This is a genomic window from Streptomyces cathayae, assembly GCF_029760955.1.
GTDB classification, from domain to species: domain Bacteria; phylum Actinomycetota; class Actinomycetes; order Streptomycetales; family Streptomycetaceae; genus Streptomyces; species Streptomyces cathayae.
Window position 1 is genome coordinate 7,389,286 of sequence record NZ_CP121682.1, and the last position, 23,595, is coordinate 7,412,880.

At 71.7% G+C, this 23,595-nt stretch carries 9 protein-coding genes and 2 pseudogenes; 7 read left to right on the forward strand and 4 right to left on the reverse strand.

From position 1 onward, the window contains the following. Nucleotides 1-147: 147 nt before the first annotated feature. Nucleotides 148-3,432, reverse strand: a complete 3,285-nt coding sequence (locus PYS65_RS33780; protein ID WP_279337775.1) for a GH92 family glycosyl hydrolase — start codon at nt 3,430-3,432, stop codon at nt 148-150. Between the two features lie 364 nt (nt 3,433-3,796). On the opposite strand from PYS65_RS33780, the pseudogene PYS65_RS33785 reads away from it, so the two are divergent. Further along, nucleotides 3,797-4,303 (forward strand): annotated as a pseudogene (locus tag PYS65_RS33785) (IS6 family transposase); the annotation flags it as partial. 278 nt (nt 4,304-4,581) lie between these two features. Here PYS65_RS33785 and PYS65_RS33790 read toward each other — a convergent pair. Continuing rightward, nucleotides 4,582-13,038 carry a type I polyketide synthase gene (locus PYS65_RS33790; protein WP_279337776.1) on the reverse strand — a complete coding sequence of 2,819 codons (8,457 nt, stop codon included), beginning with the start codon at nt 13,036-13,038 and terminating at the stop codon, nt 4,582-4,584. Nucleotides 13,039-13,784: 746 nt separating this feature from the next. Next, nucleotides 13,785-14,435, reverse strand: a complete 651-nt coding sequence (locus PYS65_RS33795; protein WP_279331639.1) for a hypothetical protein — start codon at nt 14,433-14,435, stop codon at nt 13,785-13,787. A gap of 153 nt (nt 14,436-14,588) precedes the next feature. On the opposite strand from PYS65_RS33795, the gene PYS65_RS33800 reads away from it, so the two are divergent. The 3 genes from PYS65_RS33800 to PYS65_RS33810 all read left to right on the forward strand — a co-directional run bounded on the left by PYS65_RS33800 (nt 14,589) and on the right by PYS65_RS33810 (nt 18,004). Beyond that, on the forward strand, nt 14,589-16,709 hold the full coding sequence (locus PYS65_RS33800) for a histidine kinase (protein ID WP_279331638.1): 2,121 nt from the start codon (nt 14,589-14,591) through the stop codon (nt 16,707-16,709). After that, on the forward strand, nt 16,706-17,401 hold the full coding sequence (locus tag PYS65_RS33805; protein ID WP_279331637.1) for a response regulator transcription factor: 696 nt from the start codon (nt 16,706-16,708) through the stop codon (nt 17,399-17,401). The genes PYS65_RS33800 and PYS65_RS33805 overlap by 4 nt, the downstream gene beginning before the upstream one ends. Before the next feature lie 255 nt (nt 17,402-17,656). Next, complete coding sequence (locus tag PYS65_RS33810) at nt 17,657-18,004, forward strand: zf-HC2 domain-containing protein (RefSeq protein WP_279331636.1); 348 nt, start codon at nt 17,657-17,659, stop codon at nt 18,002-18,004. 221 nt (nt 18,005-18,225) lie between these two features. Here the strand turns inward: PYS65_RS33810 and PYS65_RS33815 are convergent, their stop codons facing one another. Then, on the reverse strand, nt 18,226-18,726 hold the full coding sequence (locus PYS65_RS33815; RefSeq protein WP_279337804.1) for an IS701 family transposase: 501 nt from the start codon (nt 18,724-18,726) through the stop codon (nt 18,226-18,228). Nucleotides 18,727-18,934: 208 nt separating this feature from the next. Between PYS65_RS33815 and PYS65_RS33820 the strand changes: the two genes are divergently transcribed. From PYS65_RS33820 to tap, 3 genes and pseudogenes are all read left to right on the forward strand, one after another. Continuing rightward, on the forward strand, nt 18,935-19,339 hold the full coding sequence (locus tag PYS65_RS33820; protein ID WP_279331635.1) for a type II toxin-antitoxin system PemK/MazF family toxin: 405 nt from the start codon (nt 18,935-18,937) through the stop codon (nt 19,337-19,339). 1,072 nt (nt 19,340-20,411) lie between these two features. After that, nucleotides 20,412-21,137 (forward strand): annotated as a pseudogene (locus tag PYS65_RS33825) (class I SAM-dependent methyltransferase). A gap of 213 nt (nt 21,138-21,350) precedes the next feature. Further along, nucleotides 21,351-23,594, forward strand: a complete 2,244-nt coding sequence (gene tap / locus PYS65_RS33830; RefSeq protein WP_279331634.1) for a telomere-associated protein Tap — start codon at nt 21,351-21,353, stop codon at nt 23,592-23,594. Nucleotide 23,595 lies beyond the last annotated feature (1 nt).

A 23,595-nucleotide genomic window follows, 5' to 3' on the forward strand; every position in this document is an offset into this window, starting at 1 on the left:
CCAGGCCGAGGAAGACGCCGGTGCCGTCGGTGTCGCCGGTGTCGATTCCGTTCGGAAACCTTCCGGACGCCGCCGTAGCGCCCCTTGAGCGTGGCCCGGGCACCACGAGGCAGGCAGCACTCCGCCTCGTTCACGAGGGAGAGCGATTCAACTGAGAGTGATCGCGTAGACCTGTACCCGAGGATCGTTCTGCAGGCCGAGGGAACGCACGGTCTTCGAGGCGTCGAGCACCGCGGAGGAACCGAACAGACGCACCGGCGGGCCGTCCACACCCTGCCCGCGCTTGATCCGGTGCGGCATCTCCAGCGCCACGGAGTTGCCCTGCGGTGCCGCTCCCGCCCAGTCGCCCACGATGACCGGCACCTCGACGGTGGTGCCGTCGGTGTAGCGGACTGTGAGCAGGGTCGTCACCGGGCCGTGGTGGGCCGTGGTGACCAGGCGCAGCGAACTGTACGACCCGGCCGGGAGCAGCAGGGCCTGACCGCGGGCCTCGACGAAGTTCGAGGCAGTCCCGGACGGATCGGGAGCGTGGTAGGTCACGCCGTCCCAGACGACCGGTCCTGCTGCGGGCAGCAGATCGCCGTCGTAGCTCCACCCCGATCCGTCGAAGTCGCCCTCGCCGGAAGCCGCGACGGTTGCGGTACCGTCGTGGTTCACCTCCTTGCCGAGGTCCAGGGCACACTCCTCACCGACGTCCGCCGCGCAGCGTGCCGCGGCGCGCACCTCGATGGTCGCGACGCGTTCCACGCTCTCCACACCGTTCGCGGCCGCCGTGATCCGCACGGTGTACGAACCCGGCGCGGTTTTGGCCGGGAGGGTCACGTCCACCGCCGCGGTCCGCTGGACCGGCAGCCGCCGGGACACGAGCGAGAAGGGCCTGGTGGTCTTCACGGTCCAGCCCCGGGGAACCTTCGCGCCGACGCCCACCCGTAGCGTGCCGGGGGACTGGCCCAGCACGTCCAGTCCCAGACGGACGTGCTGGGCGCTGTCGGCCGTCGGCAGGACATCGGATCCGGTACGGAGCGACGCGTCGAGGCGTCGGCGGGAATCGGCTGCCGCGCGGTTCACGGACGGCGGCTCCGCCCCCTTGCCCGTACCCCAGACCGACGGCTTGCCGGACATCTCGAAGACGAGGTCACCGCCCCTGGCGACCGCGTCCCAGTCCAGCCAGGTGGCGCGCAGGTTCTTCCCACCGAACTTCGCCCGCTTCACATAGCGTTGGGAGTCGCTCGTGCCCGGTGCCTTGACGGTCAGGGTGCCGCCCTGCTGGCCCCTGTAGTCGCCGATACGGATGACCGCCGACGGGAACTGGGGGCTGGAGACGGCGAGGAAGTCGCCACCGTTCGTCGTCGGATACAGGCCGAGGGAGGAGAAGACGTACCAGGCCGACATGGTGCCCAGGTCGTCATTGCCGGTCATGCCGTCGGGCCCGTCCGTGAACAGCGTCATCGCGGCGCGGACGACGGTGGCCGTCTTGGCAGGTGCGCCGGCCCACAAGTACATGTACGGGGAGTGCAGATCGGGCTCGTTGTTCGGGTTGTAGGTCGGCTTTCCGTAGTAGTCGTACGGTGCCGAGATCCAATCCTCGCGAGCGGTTTTGGCAGGGTCCTCGAGGAGTCTGTCGTACACGAAGAAGGCGTCGAGCCGCTTCTCGGCCTCCCGCTTGCCGCCCATCAGGGACACGAGCCCGGCCGGATCCTGGGGCACCAGCCACTGGTACTGGTAGGCGCCGCCCTCATGGAACTGATGGCCCGCCTCCACGGGATCGTACGGCGTCAGCCAGGTGCCGTCGGTCGTGCGCGGCCGGAACTGCTTGATGGAGGAATCCCACAGGTTCCGGTACCACTGGCCGCGTGCCGCGAACGTGCGGGCGTCCGCCGTGTGCCCCAGCTCCCCGGCCATCAGGGCCAGCGACGCGTCCGCCGCCGCGTACTCCAGGGTCGCCGAAGCAGGATGACGGCAGTCGTTGTCGCCGCCCTTGTCCGGACAGTCCTTCCCCGGTTCCAGCCCGCTGGGGATGTAGCCACGCTGCTGGTAAGCGGCGATGCCCGCACGGCCGTTGTAGGGGGAATCGTCCGGCGGTGCACTGAGGGCGTTCTTTCTGAGAAGCGCGTACGCCTCCTTCTCGTAGCCCGCGAGCAGCCCCTTGGACCACGCCTCGACGAGGAACGGAGTCACCGGGTCGCCCGTCATGATGTTGGCCTCGCTGTTGGCGAGCGACCAGCGCGGCAGCCAGCCGCCGTCCCGTCCGATCGCGACGACCGACAGCGCGACATCGCGGGCGACCTTCGGCTGCAGCATCTGGAGCAGTTGGTTCTGCGGCCGGTGGGTGTCCCACAGCGAAAGGTTCTGGTAGGGCGTGAACCCGGACGCGGCATGGGACTTCCCGTCGAAACCCGCGTACCGGCCGTCGACGTCCCCGGCGAGGTTCGGGTGCAGTTGCGCGTGGTAGAGGGCCGTGTAGAACGCGCGTCGCCGCTCGGTGGACCCGCCGTCGATCTTCACGGCGGCGAGCTGCCGCTCCCAGGTAGCATGCAGCGCCGCGCGGGTGGCGTCGAAGTCGTACGAGTCGTCCGTCTCCGCCTTCAGGTTCTTCCGGGCGCCTTCGATGCCCGTGTAGGAGAGCCCCACCTTGACGACGACGTCACGGTCGGCGCCGGCGTCGAAGGTCACCCAGGCACCGTTCCCGCCCTCGCCGGCCGCGTTTCGCTCACCGGGGGCGCGGGTGGAGCCCCGCCAGGTGCCGTGCGAGGCGAACGGCCTGTCGAAGGTCGCTGTGAAGTAGACGGTGTGCCGGTCCTTGCCCGCGCAGAAGTTGCCCGCCTCGACACGCCCCTCGACCGTCCGGTCGCCGACGACACGCACCCCCGAGCTGTACACCCGTTGGTTGGCCTTACCCGTGTTGAACAGGACATTGGCGCGGTCGGTCGAGGGGAAGGTGTAGCGCTGCCATCCCGTACGGGGCGTGGCGGTCAGCTCGGCGTCGATGCCGTACGTCTTCAACCCGACGCGGTAGTAGCCGGGTTCGGCGTCCTCGTCGTCGTGAGAATAGGCCGAGCGGTAGGCGTCGGGGTCGACGCTGTCGACCGCTCCGGTCGTCGGCATGAGCGGTAACTCGCCCATGACGGAGCAGCCGACACCCGAGAGGTGGGTCTGGCTGAATCCGTGGATCTTGTCCTGCTGGTAGTCGTACCCTCCCTGGCCACCGGTGTCCGGGCTGACCTGGACCATGCCGAAGGGGGCACTCGCGCCGGGGAAAGTGTTGCCGAAGTTCTGTGTGCCGATGAAGGGGTTGACCAGGGAAGTGAGTTGAGGAGCGGCGGCAGGGGCCTGGGCGATGGCCGGCGCCGGGCCCAGGGCGCCGCCGGCAACGAGCAGTGCGGCAAGGACTGTCGATGCGCGGTGACGCAATCGGCGGAGGGGTCTGCGCATGGAAACGGTCTCCGGTTCCTCATCCCTCATGCGCTGCGCGACATGAGAGATGATCTCCAAGGGACGGGCGGAGTGGGCACATCCGATCGGTCGCACGTGCAGTACTCGGAATCCTGGCTGGATGGAAGCGGACTAGATCACGCGTCTGACATCGTTGTCAATAACTTTGGCGCCGACTGGTTACCGGCACTTCGGCCCGACTCGGAGCAGGATCCGATCACCAACCGATCACCGGCGGGCGCGGCACCGGGCTCGCGGTCCTGCCGACCGGCGGTGATGGTGCGGATCGCAATGATCCGGGAGGCACTGTCACGTTGGCCGACGGGTGGGACGATCTTCTCGTTGATCAGGTTGGGGGGCGTCCATGGACAGAGTGCCGTCGTACCAGGGGCACCGGTACCCGGTCGAGGTGATCTCCCACTGTGTGTGGTTGTACTTCCGCTTCCCGCTGTCGTTCCGTGAGGTGGAGGAGCTGATGCTCCAGCGCGGCGTGCTCGTCTCCTATGAGACGGTCCGGCGGTGGTGCGCCACGTTCGGGCAGGCATACGAGAACGGACTGCGCCGCCTCCGGCCCCGGCCCGGGGACAAGTGGCATCTGGACGAGGTGTTCGTAAAGATCAACGGGGAACTGAAGTACCTGTGACGGGCCGTCGACGCCGGCGGCACCGTTCTGGACGTCCTCGGGCAGAGCCGCCGGGACAAGGCCGCCGCCCGGCGCGAGGTCATGCCCTCCGTGGAGCACCGCTCCCATAAGGGCCTGAACAACCGGGCCGAAAACAGTCACCAGCCCACGCGGCAGCGCGAGCGCGCCATGAAAGGCTTCCATTCCGCAGGCGGGGCTCAGCGGTTCCTCGCCGCCTTCAGCGGCATCTCCCCCCCACTTCCGACCCCGCCGCCACCTGATGACCGCCGGCGAACACCGCCTCGAGATGATCATCCGCTTCACCATCTGGGACCAGGTCACCAGCAGCACCGGCCTGGCCGCGGCGGCCTGACCCAACACACCAGCCAGGCCACAACACGCCCCGGCACGCCGTCGGCCGCTCACACCCTCGCCAAGGTGACAACGCCTTTACGAGTCCCACACCCGCACATGCGGGTTGATCTCTGCCTCCTGCTTCCGGCCTCGGGACCGGTGAGGCCGCATGTTCATGTGTCCCGTATTCCTCGATCATGCAGTCCAGCCTGTGACGCCAGTGTCTCCAGAGGGCCTGCCGGCGCGTCCCGCGACACCTGCGACCGGTGCAGGGCATCAGGGGTTCGTCGGTCCGGATCGGCCAGCCAGTGGTGGACTGCGAGCGCGGTGGTACGGGCATGCTCTTCCAGCATGGTGAAGTGGTCTCCGGGCACGGTGACTTCGGTGTGCGGAAGATCCCATACCGGGGCGGGCTCCGCGCCGGGCAGCGGGTCCCGGGCCCGTACGAAGAGGGTGGGGGAGGCGAGCCGCAAAGGCTTCCAGCCGGCGAAAAGCTCGAAGTACCCGGCCATGGCGGTGAGCCGGTCCGGGGCGGTCGGGAGGAACTCCGCCGCCCGGTGCAGCATGTCCGACGTCATTGCGGAGAGCGCCTGCCCATGGTCGTCGTCACTGCTGGGGTAGGTGTCCACCAGAACTACGGCGAGCGGGGCAAAGCCTTCGGCCTCCAGCCGCTCGGCCACGGTCTGGGCCACCCAGCCACCGGCCGAGCGGCCCAACAGGACCAACGGTCCGTCACCCGCGGCCGCGCGGACGGCCACGGCCTGGGCGGTGACGAGGGCGTCCAACGTGGCCGGCAGCGCCTCCCCGGGCCCGAACCCCGGGTGCCGCACCGCCGAGACCGGCCGCAGACTCCGCAGCCCGGCGCCGAAGCGCGCGTATTCCTGGGGTCCCGAGAGCGCACTGAGGGCGGGGAAGCAGATCAGCCGGGGCCCCGCGCCGTCCGGTGCGAGCGTCACAGGATCGAGTGCCGCACCGGGCGCCCCCGCGCTGTCGAAGGCCGGGCGGAGGCGTGCGGCGATGGTGAGCAGCGCCATGCCGTCCCAGGTCCGCTCCCGGTCGCAAGCGGCGCGGAAGAGCGCACCCAGGGAATCCGAAGCCCCTCCGGCGTCCGGTGCGTCCCCGGCCCGCGCCGGAACTTGCGGTGGCCCGGCCGTTCCCGGACCGCCGGGAACACCGTTGTCCGCCGTTCGGTCGGGGCCGCCCGGGCGGCCGATGGCATCCGGCCGTGCGAGGACGCCGGGGCTGCCGGGGGCACCGGTGACGCCGGGAGGAGTCGCCTCCTGGGCGTACCGTTCCGCCAGTTCGGCGGCAACCGTGCGCGGGGTCGGGAAGTCGAACAGCAGCGTGGGCGGCAGCGTCAGCCCCGTCGACGTCGCGAGCAAGTTGCGCAGGTCCACCGCGGCCAGGGAGTCGAGCCCCAGGTCTGCCAGCAGGTCGTCCCCGTCGATCGCGGCCGCCCCCTCCGGGTGACCCAGTGCCGAGGCCGCCAGGGCCCGCACCTCCGTGAGCAGCAACTCGCCCCGCTCGCCCGGGGAAGCGGCCGCCAGCCGTCGGCCGAACAGGGCCCCGCCCCCGCCGCCCGTTCCCGCCGCATCGGGGACGGGCGGCCGGGACCGCGCCGCTGGACCGCCGCCGCTCAGGACGGCCGGGGCGAGGCGGGCCGCCACCACCACCGGGTCGTCACCGGCCACGGCGGCGTCGAAGAGGGCCAGGCCCTCGTCCGCCTCGAGCGGGCCGAATCCCGAGCGGGTCATCCGCCGCAGGTCCGTGTCGGTGAGGTGCGCCATCATGCCCTCGCTCTGCCGCCAGGGACCCCAGACGATCGACGTACCGGGCAGACCGAGCCGTCTGCGGTGCCGTGCCAGGGCGTCCAGCACGCAGTTGGCGGCCGCGTAGTTGGCCTGACCGGCGGAGCCGAAGGTACCCGCCACCGAAGAGAACAGCGCGAACATCGCCAAGTCGCGTCCCCGGGTCAGCTCGTGCAGGGCGAGAGCGGCGTCCGCCTTGGGCCGCAGTACCCGCTCCAGACGGTCGGCGGTGAGCGCCGGGAGGGTGCCGTCGTCCAGCACCCCCGCGGTGTGCACCACACCGGTCAGCGGACGGTCCGCCGGCACCGAGCCGAGCAGGGCGGCGAGCGCCGTCCGGTCCGCGACGTCGCACGCCCGGACGGTCACCTCGGCGCCCGACTCGCCCAGTTCCGCGACGAGTTCGTCCACCCCTGGTACGTCCGGTCCGCGTCGGCCGGCAAGCAGCAGACGTCGGACGCCATGAGCGGCGACCAGGTGCCGTGCCACCAGCATGCCCAGGGAACCGGTACCGCCGGTGACCAGGACGGTGCCCCCCGGATCGAGCCGCCGCCGGGACTGCCGTTCCCCCGTCGCCCCGGCCACCCGGACCAGCTTCGGTACGTACGCTGTTCCCCGTCGTACGGCTGTCTCCGGCGCCACGGCGGCCAGCAGGACGGGGAGGAGACGCACGGAGTCGGGGTGATCGTCCATGTCGACCAGGGCGAACCGGCCCGGATTCTCCCGCAGGGCCGAGCGGACCAGCCCCCACACCGATGCGTGGGCCGGTGCGGAAGCGCATCCACCGGATGCGCCGGAATCCCCGGAACCGGCACCATCGTCCGGGGTGACGGCGCCGGAGGTGACAAGAACGAGACAGGAGTCCGCCGGACGAGGTTCGGCGAGCCACTCCCGTACCAGCTTCAGTGCCCAGCCCGCCGCCCACCGTATCTGCGCCGCCGGGTCCTGTGCACCGTCGGCCGTGTCCGGTGGTGGTGGGCACGGTGCGACGAGGACGGCCGGTGATGCGCCGTCCGCCGCCAGGTCGGCGTGCACCGGAACGCCGGAACCCCGGGGCGCGAGCACATCCACCGGCCGGGTGCCCGCCGTGCCCAGGACGCCCCACGGGGGCACCACCGAAGGTACGGGCGGCTCGGGCAGAGGCACCCAGTCCATCCGGTGGAGAACCCCAGGGACCGGATCCACCGTTCCCGATCCGGTACGCGGAAGGGGCCGGAGCATCAGCGAACGCACCGCGGCCACCGGCGCGCCCGCCGCGTCGGTCAACTCCACCCCGGCCCGCCCGTCCGGACCGGGAGTGACCCGCACCCGCAACCGCCGCGCGCCGGCCGTGTGCAGGCGCACCCCGCCGAAGGCGAACGGCAGGAAAACCCCACCACCATCCGTCCTGTCCGTCCCGGCACGGTCCGCCGTGCGCCCGTCGAGCGCCAGGACGTGCAGCGCCGCGTCCCACAGCGCCGGATGCAGAACGAATCCCGGGCCACCCGCGTCCGGGAGTGGGGCCCCGGCGGCCTCGGGCAGCGTGACCTCGGCATACAGCTCCTCCCCGAGCCGCCAGGCGGCGTGCAGGCCCCGGAAGGCGGGGCCGTAGCTCAGCCCGCTTTCGGCCAGCCGCTCGTACGGGTCGGCACCCGGATCGCCGGCGTACAGCGGCACCGCGTCCGGCGGCGGCCAGGGCGCGGCCCCGGCCCCTGCCCCGGCCGCTCCGCGGTCCGCCGGCTGCCGCTCCGGCACGAGTGTCCCGGAGGCATGCCGATGCCAGGGCCGGTCACCCGTCGGCGTGTGCGGCCGGGCGTGGAAGAGCACGGTCCGCCGTCCCGCACCGTCTGGCCCCGACACCTTCACCTGCAGCTCGACCGTGCCGTCCGCAGGCAGCGACAGCGGCGCGGTCAGGGCGAGTTCGTCCAGGACGGGCGCGCCTGCCGACTCACCGACGTGCAGGGCCATCTCCACGAAGGCGGCCGCCGGCAGCAATATCTTCCCCGCCACCACATGGTCGGCCAACCAGGGCTGGTCGTGCACCGAGAGCAGCCCGCTCAGCAACAGCCCGTCGTCGTCGGCCGTCGCGGTACGGGACGACAGCAGCGGGTGGGCCGGGGCGTCCGGTGGGGGAGCGGCCCGATGCCGCGGGGTGGCGTCGAGCCAGTACCGGCGGCGCTGGAAGGCGTACGTGGGCAGGGGGACGCGCCGACCGCCGCGCCCGGCGAAGACGGCCCGCCAGTCGACGGGCACGCCATGGGTGTGCAGCGCGGCCACAGCGTCGAGCAGGGCGTCCGCCTCCGGCCGCGCCCCCCGCAGCGTCGGCAGGACCAGCGGCGTCGGGGTTCGCTCACCGACGGGCGCTCCGTTCGCGCCCGGGCCCGCCGGAGCCGCTCCGGTCGCGGCGAGGCAGCTGCGGACCAGGCCGGTGAGCACCCCGTCCGGCCCCAGCTCGACGTAGTGTGCCGCGCCCCGGTCCCGGAGATACGCCACCGAATCGGCGAAGCGGACCGGGCGGCGGACATGGCCCACCCAGAACTCCGGTGAGCTCAGCTCCTCCTTGGTGGCGGCCCGGCCGGACACGGCGCTGACCAGGGGAATCCGCGGTGCGGCGAAGAAGAGGCGCCGCACCACGTCCGCGAAGTCGGCCAGCATGGGTTCCATCCGCGCGGAGTGGAAGGCGTGGCTCACCCGCAGTGGCGTCGTGGACCGGCCCCGCTCCTGGAAGTGCGTGACGGTCTTCCGCACTGCGGTCTCGTCCCCGGAGACGACCACCGAGGCGGGCCCGTTGACGGCGGCGACCTCCACCGCACGTCCCGTCCCGGCGAGTCGGGCGGCCACTTCGGCCACCTCGTCCGCGTCGGCGGCCACGGCGGCCATCGCACCGCCCGCAGGCAGCGCGTCCATCAGCCGGCCCCGGGCCGCCACCAGGGTGCAGGCGTCCGCGAGGGACAGCACCCCGGCGACATGCGCCGCGGTCACCTCGCCCACCGAGTGCCCGGCCACCAGATCCGGGCGCACACCCCAGGTCTCGAGCAGCCGGAACAGGGCTGTCTCCAGGGCGAAGAGCGCCGGCTGCGCGAACCGGGTCGTGTGCAGGAGCGCTTCCGTCTCCGTGCCGGAACCGGCGAACACGACGTCCCGCAGAGGCACCGGCAGCAGCGGGTCGAGCAGGGAGCAGCTCTCGTCGAACGACCGGGCGAAGCTTGGATGGAGTTCCCGGGACTCGTACAATTCACGCCCCATACCAACGCGTTGGCTGCCCTGGCCGGTGAAGAGCAGGGCCAGCGGGCCCTGGCGACGGGACGTGCCCGTCCGCATCCCGGGCCGGCTTTTTCCCTCCGCCAACGCCCGCAGGGAGGCGAGCAGTTCCGCACGGTCCCGGGCCACCACCACGGCCCGGTGCTCGAAGGCCGCGCGGGTGGTGGCGAGCGAGTACCCGATGTCCACCGGCGCCGCGTCCGGGTCGGCGGCCACCTGGTCGTACAGCCGCCGCGCCTGGGCCCGCAGCCCCGGCCCGCTCCTCGCCGACACCGCAACAGCCACGGACGGCGGCACCGCCCCGCCATCGACGCGGCTGCTCCCGGCCTCGTAGTCCGCCACGGAAACCGGCGGCGGGGCATCCCGATCCGCCGGGGCCTCCTCCAGCACCACATGGGCGTTGGTGCCGCTGATGCCGAAGGAGGACACCCCCGCTCTGCGGGGGCGGTCCGTCCTCGGCCACTCCACCTCCCGGGTCAGCAGCGCCAACCGCCCCGACGACCAGTCGACCCGGCTGGTCGGTTCGCCGGCGTGCAGCGTACGCGGCAGCACGCCGTGGGCCATCGCCTGCACCGTCTTGATCACGCCCGCCACCCCGGCGGCGGCCTGGGTGTGACCGATGTTCGACTTCACCGAGCCCAGCCGGAGCGGATGCTCCCGCGCCTCCCGCCCGTACGTCGCCGAAAACGCCTCCGCCTCGATGACATCGCCCAGCCGGGTGCCGGTGCCGTGTGCCTCCACTGCGTCGATGTCCCCGGGGCCCAGCCCCGCGTCCGCGAGGGCCTGCCGGATCACCCGCTGCTGAGCCGGGCCGTGCGGCGCCGTCAGCCCGTTGCTCGCCCCGTCCTGGTTCACCGCCGAGCCGCGGACCACGGCCAGCACCGGAAGCCCGGCGCGGCGCGCCTCGGACAACCGGCTCAGCAACAGCATGCCGGCGCCCTCGGCCCATCCCGTGCCGTCGGCGGACGCACCGAACGCCTTGCAGCGGCCGTCCGGGGCCAGCGCCCGCTGCCGGCTGAACTCCACGAACGACGAGGGCCCCGACATCACCGTGACCCCGCCGGCCAGCGCGAAGGAACACTCACCCCGGCGCAGCGCCTGGGCCGCCAGGTGCAGGGCCACCAGGGACGACGAGCACGCCGTGTCCACCGTGACGGCCGGGCCCTCCAGTCCGAAGGTGTAGGCGATACGACCTGAGGCGACGCTTCCGGCGCTGCCGATGCCGAGGTAGCCCTCGACATGCTCGGGTACCTCGGTGAGACGGCCGGCGTAGTCGCTGTACATCAGCCCGACGTACACCCCGGTCGACGAGCCGCGCAGGGTGCGGGGAACGAGACCGGCGTGCTCGAAGGCCTCCCACGCCACTTCGAGCAGCAGCCGGTGCTGCGGGTCCATGGCCAAAGCCTCGCGAGGGGAGATGCCGAAGAAACCGGGGTCGAAGCGGTCCACACCGGACAGGAAGCCGCCCTCACGCACATACGTCCGGCCGGACCGCCCGGGGTCCGGGTCGTACAGCGCCTCCGTGTCCCAGCCCCGGTCGGTGGGGAACGGACCGATGGCGTCCCTCCCGTCGGCCACCAGCCGCCACAGCTCCTCGGGGGAGGCCACGCCCCCGGGATAGCGGCAGGCCATCCCCACGATCACCACAGGATCGTCGTCCGACCCAGCCGCGCCTCGGTGCGCGATCCCGGCTCCCGACGGTGCGGTGGCGCTCCGCGAACGGAGGTGGGCGGCGAGTGCGGCGGCCGTGGGGAAGTCGAAGGCGACGGCCTCGGAGAGCGGGAGGCCGGTCGCCGCCGACAACCGTTCCCGTAGCACCGTCGCCGTCAGCGAGTCCATGCCGAGATCGCGGAGCGCCGTTTTGGACTCCACTGCCTCCGCCGTGCAACCGAGCACGGCGGCAGCCTCGTTCCGCACCAGGGCCAGCAGATCCGCCGTCGACTCCTCGGCCGCCCCTGTGCCCAGCGTCCGTGCGGGCCGGTCGGCGAGGTCGTGCCGCCGCACCTTTCCAGAGGCGGTACGGGGGATGCCCTCCACCTCGTACAGTTCGGCGGGCACCTTGAAAGCGGACAGTTCCGCGCGACAGGCGGCGAGGACCGCCCCCCTGTCCAGTACACCGCTGCCCGGTGCGGGGACCAGATAGCCGACCGGCACCTCGCCGAAGACGGGGTGCGGGCGTCCGGCCACGGCGGCGTCCGCCACCCCGGGCAGCCGCCGCAGCACCGCTTCCACCTCCGAGGGGTGGATGTTCGCCCCGCCTCGGATGATCAGCTCACTCGCCCGGCCGGTGATCACGAGTTCGCCGGAGGCCTCGATCCTGGCCAGGTCGCCGGTGCGGAACCAACCGTCGCGCAACACCTCGGCGGTGGCCTCCGGCCTGCCGTGGTAGCCGGTCATGACCCCAGGCCCGCTCACCCACAACTCGCCCTCGCCGGTGTCCTGTCCGTTCGCGCCACCGCCGACCCGGACCCGGGTGCCGGGCAGCACCCGGCCGCACGACCCGGCCGCCGATGTGCTGCCCGGTGCCGCCATGGTGACCGGACCCGCCTCGGTGCTGCCGTAGTGCTCCAGGTAGGGGGCCCGGCAGATCGCCTCGAAGGACCTCCGGAACTCGGACCCCGCCGAAACGCCCCCGCTGATGCAGCCCCGCAGCGCGGGCGCCCTGAGCCCGCCGCCCTCCTCCCCGTCACCCCCCTCGCTCCGGACCGCGTCGAGCAGGGCCGAGTACGTCGTCGGCACCCCGCCGAGGAGAGTGTAGGGGGCGTCCGTACGGCGCAGTTCGCCGAGCACCTCGGCCACCGAGAACCGGGGCGGGAGCATGGCGCTCGCCCCGGTCGCGGTCACCCCAAGGGCGCAGACCACCTGGCTCATGGCGTGGTGGAGGGGCAACGGCCACAGCACCCGGTCCCGTTCCGACAGACCGAGAACACCGACGAGGCCCGCCGCGACCGGCGCGAGGCGGTTGCGCTGGGTGGACAGCACTCCCTTGGGGGTGCCGGAGGACCCGGAGGTGTAGAGCAGCCACGCCGTCTCGTCCAACCCAAGATCGTCCCGGGCGGTCGTCCCCGGCTCCGTACACGCCAACTCCTCGTACCGCAGAACGCCGCCCGCCGCCCCGGCCCCGTGCGCCGACGCTCCGGAGTCGCCGGTCAGCGGAGTGTCCCCGTCCTCCTCACCGCCCTCGGCCACCACCACGATCAGCCCGGAGCGGGACAGCAGTCCCCGCCGATGCGTCAGCCGGGCCTCATCGGTGATGAGCACGCGCGCACCACAGTCCTCCAGCAGACGGGCCAACTCCGCCCCTGAGCTCCCGGGATCCAGCGGCACCCCCACCCCGCTCGCCCGGGTGACGGCGAGCAGGCTCTCGACCGCCTCGACACGGTTGCCGAGCAGGATGGCCACCCGTTCGCCCCGCGCCAGGCCGAGCCCCGCCACATGTCCGGCCAGCCGTCCGGTCCTGCATTCCAGGTCCCGGTAGGTCCGCCGCGTACGGCGGTCCTGGAAGGCGACCTTCTCCCCGAGGCGCCGGGCATGTTCCCGGAGCGACTCCGGCAGTGGCCTGAGGGTGTCCGTGTCCGTACCCACTCGTTCCGCCCCTTCCGTGGACTCCTGGGGAAGATGGTGGCGCGGTTCGCCTGGTTCCCCTGCGGCAGTGGCACAGCGACCCTGCTCATTCCGTGGCGGAGGGCCCGGCCCTTGCTGAATACCTCATCCATACAGGTGGGAGCGGGTTTCGGGGTGCTGGCCGTGGCCGATCGAGTCGCCGCTGTCGCGCGGCGGCGGTGGGCGCGGCAGGATGATCGGTCGTGCTGCTGCGACTGGCGTACCTGGGTATGGCGAACGCGTTCGAGATGGGGTGCGGTCCTCTGAAGGGAAGGGTTGAGCTGGAAGAGCGCTGAACGGGGCTGTGTTCGGGGCCGTTCGTCTCTACCGTGGTAGCGGAGGAGGGATGGCGGATGGGCTCGCTGTTCGAGGAGTTGGAAGCGCGCGAGGCAGCCGCCCGTGTTCGGTATGGTCCGGGTCGCCAGAGTCGCCCACCGGGGCCGAGGCGTGGGCAACGTCCACCCCGCCGACGCTGCGCTGTCGCTGCCGGCGGGCCGGCACTCGACGGGATTACGGCGACTCGCGGTGACCGAAGCCGTCCGCGGCTCGGAGCGGAAGCCGTACTGCGACTGCGTGCCGTCCTTGCCAACGGAGACCTCGACCCCTACTGGCGCTACCACGCCGCCCGCGAACACGAACGCCTCTCCCTCGCACCCGACCAGCGGAACTACGCACGCACCGCCTGATCCCGGCGGTCGTTCGAAACGAACTGCACCCCACCGCCAGCCCTACTTGGGGCGACGGCGGCCGAGAGCGTGGGCGAGTTCGCCGACCGGCGCCAGCATGCGTCCGTCATCGCCCGCGCACCACCACACAACCTCGCGCTCCCGCTTCGAGCCGTGGACGCCGAGGTCATGTCGGGGGCACACCGGCCAGACCTGCCAGGTCTGTTCGAGCAGGCTCTCCTGGATCATGGTCGTCAGACTGGTCAGTGCCATGGTCGGGTCGTCGCACATGCTCGGCAGGATGTGGCCGCCCCGGTTGAGCCTTTCACCGTCGGCAAGGCGGACACCGGCTCCCGCGGGGAACCAGTCCTCCAGGACCTCGATCTCCGGTTCGCCCTCGATCCCACGCGTGGGCAGGTCGCGGGCTATGATCCGCAGCGCGTCGCGCAACGTCTCCAAACGCTCGGGGGCGAGGTCGAAGCCCGGCTCGAAACCCACGTCGTCCAGGATGCGCCAGGCCAGGGCTGTCATCTCCGACCGTGGCACCTCGGCCGGATTCCGTTCGACGGCCTCCAGGACGGCGTCGGTGCGGTGGAACCAGTCGAGCAGTTCGCAGGCGAGGGCGACGACTTGCTGTGGGTCGAGATTGTCCTGACGCAGGCCGAGGTAGATCCTTCGCTTCAACTGTTCGGTATCCGCTTCGTACTCAGCCATGGCGTTGCTCACCGGCCCAGTGGCCCGACGCGGCGCGGTTCCCCGCCGCATGGTTTTCGGCATGCCGCCTGATGCACTCACCAGCGGAACTACGACCTCACCACTTGATCGCGGCCGTCACTCGAGAGGAACCGCACCCAACTCGGCTTCTACGTGGGCTGCCTGCACCTCCATCAGCGGCTTGCGGCCGAGCAGGAGCCGCTCTGCTTCCCCTTCCCCACAGCTCTGCCCGCTGGAGCGCCCGCCCTGAGCTGCCGCGGCCTCTACGACCCCCGCCTGAGTCTGCGCCGCAAGGAGCGGGTGGTCGGCAACGACGTCGACGCCGACGGGGTGCCACTGCTGGTGATCACCGGGGCCAATGCGGGCGGCAAATCCACGTTCCTGCGCAGCGTCGGAGTGGCGCAGCTGATGATGCAGGCGGACATGTTCGTATCCGCCTACTCCTTCGCGGCGGACGTCCGTGCGTGGCTGTTCACGCACTTTTGGCGCGAGGAGGACGCGGAGATGGAGAGCGGCAAGCTGGACGAGGAGCTGTCCCGGATGAGCGGCATCGCGGACCTCGTGATGTCCGGGGCGATGGTGCTGTTCAACGAGTCCTTCGCGGCGACCAACGAGCGAGAGGGGGCCGAGATCGCCCGGCAGATCACCCGCGCCCTTCTCGATTCCGGCGTCAAGGTCCTGCTTGTCGCCCACCTATTCGACCTCGCCCACAGCCTCCACAAGAAGCCACCGGCAGAAGGCGCGGTGTTCCTGCGGGCCCAGCGGCAGGCGGACGGGAGCCACACCTCCCGACTGGAGGTGGGCGGGCCGCTGCCCACCGGCTTCGCCTGGATCTGTATCGCGGCGTCTTCAAAGAGCCCGCTCAGGCTCCGGGGCTTCGGGATCGAGCCTTGGCGTCGGGTATCGGCATTCGGCCGTCCTGTGCCGGGTCCTGGGGTGGTGGTGGGGCTGTGCGGGTTGTCGTTGTCATCGCCCGATCGGATGTCTCCGCGGTGGTGTTCGGTGTCGGCTGGGTCGGCGGTGTCCGGGTGTCGGTTCTACGGTGGTGGCATGGTGGTGATCAGCGGTTGGCGGCGGGGGGCGGGTGCTCCGCTCGGGACGCTGGATGTGCTGGGGCCGGTGGTGTTGTTCGTGCTGTCGGTGGCGGCGGCCTCCGTCATCCCGCAGGAGCACCGGGTGGCGGTCCGTCCGGCTGCTGTGGTGCTGGCGGGGGTCTGTTGTTTTGCGTTGTTGTGGCGTCGTCGTCACCCGTTCGGTGTCCTGGCCGTCGCGCTTGTGTGCGGGGTGGGTTTTCAGGTGCTCGGGGTGCGGGAGAGTCCGTTGGTGACGAGTCCGGTCATTGTGTCCGTCTACACCGTGGCGGTCCGGACCGACCGGCGGACGACGTGGGTGGTGGCGTCGGCGTCGGCCGCTCTGCTGGTGGGGGCGGGTGTGGTGTTCGGCTCCCGGTCATGGCTCGGGGACAACGTGGCGATGGTGGCCTGGACGGCGCTGCCTGCCGCGGTGGGGGACGGGGTGCGTTCGCGTCGCGCGTATGTGGCGGCGGTGGAGGAACGGGCGGAGTATGCGGAGCGGACGCGTGAGCAGGAGGCGCGGCAGCGGGTGGCGGCCGAGCGGATCCGGATCGCGCGCGAGTTGCATGATGTGGTCGCGCACCATATCGCCTTGATCAATGCGCAGGCCGGTGTTGCTGTTCACCTGGTGGAGCGGCGGCCGGAGCAGTTGGTGACCGCGTTGGAGGGCATCCGGGACACCAGTCGGTCCGCGCTGGAGGAACTCCGGGTGACCGTGGGTCTGCTGCGGCAGTCCGATGATCCGCGGGCGCCGCGGGATCCGATGCCGGGTCTGGCGCAGGTGCCGGAGCTGCTGGCGTCCTTCGGGCGGGTGGGCCTGTCCGTCGGGTATACGCGGCGCGGTGTGGCCGGGCCGCCGGCGCCGGCGGTGGATCTGGCCGCGTACCGCATCGTGCAGGAGGCCCTGACGAATGTGCGCAAGCACGCCGGGGCCGATCACGCCCGTCTCTGTCTGCACTACCGGCCCCAGTGGCTGACGGTCACGGTCGAGGACGACGGGTGTGCCCGGCCGGACAGGCCCCCTTCCGGGACCGGTCACGGGCTGATCGGGATGCGTGAGCGTGCGGCCAGCGTCGGGGGAAAGCTGGAGGCCGCGGCGCGTCCCGGCGGGGGGTTCACCGTGACCGCCGAACTGCCGCTGCGGCCGGGTGCGGCCGTCGTGGCACCGGTCGGGCGGGACGCCGGGGAGGGATGGGCATGACGATCCGGGTACTGCTGGCCGATGACCAGGCCCTGCTGCGGGGCACTTTCAGGATGCTGTTCGATTCCGCCGACGACATGGAGACGGTGGGTGAGGCGTCCGACGGCCGGGAGGCGGTGGAGCTGGCGAGGGCGCGGCATCCGGATGTGATCCTGATGGACATCCGGATGCCGGAGATGGACGGGCTGGCCGCCACGCGGCTGATCGGTGAGGCGGGGGATCTCTCGGCGGTGAAGGTTTTGATCCTGACCACCTTCGAGGACGACGAGTACGTGGCGGAGGCTCTGCGGGCCGGGGCGAGCGGCTTTCTCGGCAAGGGTGCCCGGCCCGGGGAGCTGCTCGAGGCCGTCCGTACGGTGGCCGCAGGGGACGCGCTGCTGTCGCCTGCGGCGACCCGGGGGCTGATCAGGCGGTTTCTGGCGCAGCCGGAACCGTGCACGGCGGCCGTGCACGAGCGGCTGGAGTGCCTGACGCGGCGGGAGCGCGATGTTCTGGGGCTTGTCGCGCTGGGACTGTCGAACGAGGAGATCGCCGAGCGTCTGTTCCTCAGCCCGTTGACGGCCAAGACCCATGTCAACCGGGCCATGACCAAGCTGGCCGTCCGTGACCGGGCCCAGCTGGTGGTCATCGCCTATCAGTGCGGTGTGGTCAGCCCGGTGACGGGGGCGGTTCGTCCTGCGGTGTCCGGGTGAGTGCCGGCGTGGCCGCGGAGCGCGTCGTGGCCCTGGCGGGGAGCGCGTCGTGGCCCTGGCGTGGGTGGGGCTGTGGTGGGTGGGGCTGTCGGGTACTGCGGTCGTGGTAGCCGGGAATTGCTGCGCGGGGACGATGCGCGGGGGCCGTTGCCGGGCGATGGTGAGGTCATGGAACGGAGCCGTGTACCGGTTGTGCCGGCCGGACACCGGCCCCGTGGACGGGGTGATCGCCACCCCTGCACGAAGGGACCTGCCATGTTCACTGCCTCCCGGGATTGCCGCATCATCGGTGACCTGCTGGAAGGACACGCCCTCAACGTCCTGGACCCCGGGGAGACGAGCGCGGTCCGCGCCCATCTGGCGGCCTGTGCCGAGTGCCGGGACGAGCATCACTGTCTCGCGGCCGTGGCCGCGCACCTGTCCTGTCTTCGCAGGGCCCTGGCGGACGGCCCGGGCCGGCCGCGGGCGTCGTCCCCGTCCGGGGCGGCCGGCTGCGGCCGTGGTTCGCGGCATCGTCGCCGCCGGCACGGTGCGGCCCGAGGGGCTCCGGCCGCTTCGCTCACGCTGTCCCAGTGGGTGAGCCGGCTTGCCTGTGTCAGGTGAGCGGCCGGGCCGTGGGCGGGTCCGTCCGGGCGGCGTACTTGCGGTGTGCCGCCCGGGCGGGCCGGGGGAGGGGGTTCACCGCGGACCGCGGCGGACGCTGCCGGCGGTGCCTGGTGGTGTACCCGTCCAGGGGGGATCCTGTGTGTGCCCGGTGCGGGGCCTCCCGCGCCGGGCGCCGCCGTCTCGTCGGGGCTGCCCGGTGCGGTGGTGGTCGCCCTGTCTCACGGGTGGCCGAGGATGCGCTGCGAGCGGCCGGTGACCCGGCCGGAGCGGCCGGCGGCCCGGCGGCGGGCCGGGTCGCACGTCCACGAGCGCGGGATGTACAGCTCACGGTCCACTGCCGCGTGTCCGCGGCGGCCCGCGTAGACGAGGTAGACGGCGACCTGGGAGTTCTCGATCCTCCCGGCGGTGCCGGTGTACTGGCGCTGGACACCGACGGTGTGCGTGCCCTTTTTCACATCCCCGGTCTCATCGACCACCAGCACCGCATTCTTGTCCTGCGGGTGCTCCGGTACGTACTCACGCACGTCGTCGCGCACGGTGTCGGCATCCCGCCTGGCCCGGCCGAGCAGGTGCTGCATGCCGTCCGGATTCGCTTCCCCGGCCCACTCGGCGATGCTCCAGCAGTTCTTGCGCGGCAGGTCCGACAGCAGCCCCAGCACCAAGTCCCGCACCCGGCGCCGGGGTTCAACCCGCGCGAACCGGCCCGCTATCCGGCCCATCACGACCTCGAACGCCTCCTGCCAGCGGACAGGGCCTACGCTATGACCCGCGGCTACCGCATGATCTTCAGTCTTCACACACCGATGATCACCGGTGGCCGCACCCGTCTTCACCACCCCCTCGGTCACGACGTGCGAAGGCGGGGCCGCATCCGGTGTCCCGCTCGGGCACGCAGCGTCCGCCCGCCGACTCGTACCAGGAGGACACATGCAACGCGGCGAAGTCTGGTGGGTCGACTTCGACGAGCGACGCCCGGTCGTGCTGCTGTCGGACGACGAGTCATCCGGGTTCCAGGTCATGCAGGTCGTTGCGCCGGCGGGCGTCGACATCAGCGGCCTGGGCGTTGAAGTGGCGATAGGCGCCCGGGAAGGGCTGCCCTTCGAAGGCGTGCTGCGGTTCGCGTTCCCGCGTCCAGGCTTTACTCCTTGCACCTGGCTGACCACTGTCGCCCGGGACGACCTGATCGAGCGGGCGGGCGTGTTGTCCTCCGCGAAGCTCAGCGAGGTTGGAGCCGCCCTCCATACCGCTGGGCAGAGGAGGGAGTGGACCCCGATGACGGCTGCCGGGCTCCGCGAGATCAAAGATGCCCGCCGTCTCGGAGGACTCGAGTAGCGGACGCCTCTGCTGCCCGGCTCGATCTCGTCGACGACCGACGGCGGCCCCCTCTCCACCGCCCTCCAGCAACAAGATCACGATCTACGGCTGGAGTATCAGGTGACAGCATCCCGAGCAGGTCCGAAGCCGGGCAGCAGTTGCAGCCGCTCCACGACGCGGCGCACCGGCTGGGCAAGCCGGTCGTTCTGGCGGCCGGGGCCTTTCTCGCGTACCTCAGGGGAAGCGTTCTGGAGGTCCCCCGCCGGGATTCTTCAGTCGCTGGCTTCGGGGCGCCCTGACCGTTTTTCTTGCCGCTTTCCTTGTTGCCGTGCCTTTGGACGGCCGGGGCGTGCGGTCACAGCTGGAGTCGCTCGCCGGAGGTCTGGCCGGCCTCGGGGCTACGGGCGAGCTGACCAAGATGGCGGTGAAGAGACTCAGCAAGTACTGCGAGGACAGGGTCATCTGCAAAGAGCCGCATCCATCTCCGGAGCTCGTCAAAGAGGCTGTGGAGAACCTGCTGCAGGACCTGCCGCAGCTACGCACGCGTTTGTGCACCGCAAGCAGGGACAGGTACGGAGACTGCGGCCGGCTCGTAGCAGAAGCCGACCTCAGGGTGGACGTAGGCCTGGCCGGCGCCGTCCTGAGCTGTGTCCTGGCCACCCGGTCAGACCCGCTGGGGGCGTTCGTGTGCCTCCCCATGACGCTTCTGGCTTATCGGGGTCTCACCAAACTCCGCGAGGCCAACGACCTGCCGGTACTGGCGGTCGTCACCGGGCTCGTGAAGTCGCCCCGGTTCGAGGAATACGTCGACGCTCTTGGCCCCGACTGGCGTGAATCCGCACCTGGTCATCAGCAGTCCCGTCGACGGCGGGTTCGCCGGGGCCGAACGGCCAGACCCGCCGGACGCCAGGAGTGCGCCGGGGCTCGGTGTCCAGTAACCGGTCGGTTCGTGAACAGAGGCCGGCCCGGCGGCTCGGGAGCATCTGTCCTGCGACAGCGAAGATTGATCGGCACGGAGCGCCGATGCCGCGGGGGGACCGTCGGCGAACTCGGCAGCTGTCCGGGCCCGGCTCCGCATACGTTCAACCGCATGGCTGACGACTGCTTCGCGCATCCACGACTCGCCGCGATCTACGATCCGCTCGACCCCGACCGCAGCGACCTCGACGCGTACCTGGAGATGGCGGAGGAGTTCGAGGCGCAACGAGTACTGGACATCGGCTGCGGCACAGGGGTGTTCGCACTTCTCCTGGCCGACCGCGGGATCGAGGTCGTCGGCGTGGATCCCGCCCGGGCGTCCCTCGACGTCGCCCGGGCCAAGCCGGGCAGTGAGCGTGTGCGCTGGATCTGCGGTGACGCGACAGACCTCCCACCGCTGCAGGTCGACCTCGCGACGATGACAGCGAACGTCGCCCAGGCCATCGCTGATCCGCCGGCATGGCACAAGACGCTGGAGGGAGCCCGCGAAGCACTGCGGCCCGGCGGGCAGCTGGTCTTCGAGACGCGCGATCCGGCCAGACGCGCCTGAAAAGAGTGGACCCGCGAGAACTCCTACCGTGTGACCGAGATCCCCGGTGTCGGCTCCGTCGAGAGCTGGGTTCGGCCGCTCGAGGCGAGCCGGCCTCTGGTGACGTTCCGCCGGACCGACAGGTTCGCAGTGGACGGACAGGTGCTGACGTCGGATTCGACGCTGCGTTTCCGCGGGCGGGAGGAGGTCGGGCGGGATCTGGTCGCGCGTGGAGACGTGGTGGAGGAGGTTCGCGATGCGCCCGATCGCCCAGGAAGGGAGTTTGTCTTCCTGGCGCGACGTCCGTGATCTCCGGTGCCCCACTCCACTCAACCTTCGGTGAGAAACCCCAGTGGCCACCGATCTTCGGCGGCCACGCTCGACCCTCGCTGCGCGAGGTCGGCCCAGGACACCGCTTGAAACGTCACGTCACCCGCCGATCGCAGTCCGTACGCAGTTCGTACGGTGAAAGTACGCGATCCTTACGGTTCACGGGGTAGGGTGCCGGTCAGGAGGTGTTCCATGTCCGAGCTGTTCGACGCGGTCGACGCACTGGTCGCGTCCCGCTCTCCGCTGCCGCCGGCGAAGGAGCGCAAGCGACTGCGTACCGCGCACGGCCTGACACTGGACGAGGTGGCCGCCGCGCTGAAGGTGCGCCGTGCCACGGTGAGCGCCTGGGAGTCCGGCAAGACCGAGCCCCGCCCGCCGGAGCGTGAGGCGTACGCGCGGCTGCTCACGCAGCTCGCGGAGCTCTACCCCGCCCCGGTCGACACGGCCGCGCCCGTCCAAGACACTGCCGTGCCGGCCGCGTTCACCGCGACGCCCGCCCCGGCGGAATCGCAGACTCTGTCCACAGGCCCGGCATCCGACGCTGCGGACATGACCGCAACCGAGAACACCCAGACCAGCCCCGCCCTCGTCGCCGCTGCTCCGGCGGCCGCGCCGCGTCCGGCGCGCACCACCGGGCCGCCGTCGACGCCGTGCCGCCCGGGCACGCGGAAGACGGCCCCGGCCGGCACCCCGGCGGGCGGCGCCGACGCGCGCTTCGAGAACGGGCCGCTCGCGGTCGTCGACGTCGAGGACGGGCAGGTGCTGGCGTACTGCACCGGCGGCCTGGTCCTGAACGTGCCCGCCAGGTCCCTCCCGTCCCTGGTCGACTGGACGCTCACGGAGGCACGGCTCGGGCAGCCGAAGCTGTCCGGGCCGGGCAAGGACGCCGACCCACTGCTCGTGCTCACCGAGGCTGCCCTGGAGCGCTACGGCCTGCCGGCCGCCCTCACCGATGAGGAGCGGCTCGCCGGGCGGATCCCCGAGGGCCATAAGGTCATCAAGCAACTGGCCCGTGCCGACTGGAAGCTCACCAAGCGCGGGTTCGGGCCGTGGGCGCGGATCTACCGCCCCGCGCAGGGCTCGGAGCGGGCCTGCGTCCAGCTGTGCATCCCGTCCTGGCACGCGCTCGACACCCGCCACTGGGGCGGGGCCGGACAGCTGCCGCCGGCGGACCTCGCCCACGTGCTGGGCGTGTACGCGTCGCAGGTGATGACGCCGCGCGGCTCCACCGCCGTCACCGGCCTGGAGCTGATGACCGCGCTGCACCCGCCGACCCGGGCCTCCGAGCCCGACGCCGACGGCAAGCGGCACTCCGAGCACCACCCCAACAGCCTGGGCAAGGACCCGGTCGACCCGGCGCCGTGCGAGGCCCCGGACGGGCACCCGCTCCTGGCGGACCTGCCGCGCTTTCACGTGCGCGGCCCGGCGGAGAAGCTCTTCGAGGAGGCCTACGACTGGGCACGCCCGATGACCGATGCCGAATGCCTGCGCCGCCACCTGGTCGGCATCGACGTGAACATGGCCTTCGCCGCCGGCGCCAACGGCCTGAACGTCGGCCTCGGCGCGCCGACGCACGTCACCCACCCGGTGTTCGATCCGAAGCTGCCCGGCAGCTGGCTGGTGGACCTGTCCCACGTCGACCTGTCCCGCGTGAAGGTCGGCAAGGACACGTGGACGGAGCTGGACGCCGGCCTGCTGCCCAGCCCGTTCACGCCCACGGGCGAGCGCCCCAAGGGCCCGGCCTGGTATGCGACACCCACCGTCGCCTACGCGGCGGAGCTGGGCTACGAGGTGCGCCCGATCGAGGCGTGGGTGCGGTACGAGAACGGCCGCTACCTGGACGGCTGGTACCAGCGGCTGCGCGACGCCTACCTGGCCACGATGGCCGACCTCGGCGTGCACGCGGACCTCTCCCCGGCCGACTTCCTGGCGGCCATGGACGGCCACAAGCAGCGCGACCCCCAGCTGGCGATCGTCGTCTCGGCGATCAAGGCCACGGTCAAGGGCGGCCTGGGCAAGCTCCGCGAGCGCCCGCGCGGCGAGGGCTGGCGGCCCGGCGAGCCGTGGCGCGCGCTGTCCCGCCCCACCTGGCGGCCGGACATCCGCGCGGCGGTCATCTCCCGCACCCGCATCAACCTGCACCGCAAGATCGTCAAGCACGCGGCGTTCACCGGCCACTACCCGGTCGCGATCCTGTCCGACTGCGTCGTCTACGCCACCGACGGCACCAGCCCGCTGGACTTCCTGCCCTACCGGGACGGCAAGCCGCTGCCCGGCGGCTTCAAGCTCGGCATCAACCCCGGCCTGGTCAAGCACGAGGGCACCCAGACCGTCCTGTGGGGCGAGGAGATCCGCGACCGGTTCGACGCGCCGGAGCTCAACCTCGCCCGCTACATCAAGGACGGCACCGTCACCGACGTCGACAACGGAGAGTAGG

Excerpts from the sequence above, each read along its gene's own strand:
- PYS65_RS33780 (WP_279337775.1), bottom strand. The coding sequence starts at position 3,432 with ATGCGCAGACCCCTCCGCCGATTGCGTCACCGCGCATCGACAGTCCTT.
- PYS65_RS33795 (WP_279331639.1), bottom strand. The coding sequence starts at position 14,435 with ATGGCTGAGTACGAAGCGGATACCGAACAGTTGAAGCGAAGGATCTAC.
- PYS65_RS33805 (WP_279331637.1), top strand. The coding sequence starts at position 16,706 with ATGACGATCCGGGTACTGCTGGCCGATGACCAGGCCCTGCTGCGGGGC.
- PYS65_RS33810 (WP_279331636.1), top strand. The coding sequence starts at position 17,657 with ATGTTCACTGCCTCCCGGGATTGCCGCATCATCGGTGACCTGCTGGAA.
- PYS65_RS33815 (WP_279337804.1), bottom strand. The coding sequence starts at position 18,726 with ATGGGCCGGATAGCGGGCCGGTTCGCGCGGGTTGAACCCCGGCGCCGG.
- PYS65_RS33820 (WP_279331635.1), top strand. The coding sequence starts at position 18,935 with ATGCAACGCGGCGAAGTCTGGTGGGTCGACTTCGACGAGCGACGCCCG.
- tap (WP_279331634.1), top strand. The coding sequence starts at position 21,351 with ATGTCCGAGCTGTTCGACGCGGTCGACGCACTGGTCGCGTCCCGCTCT.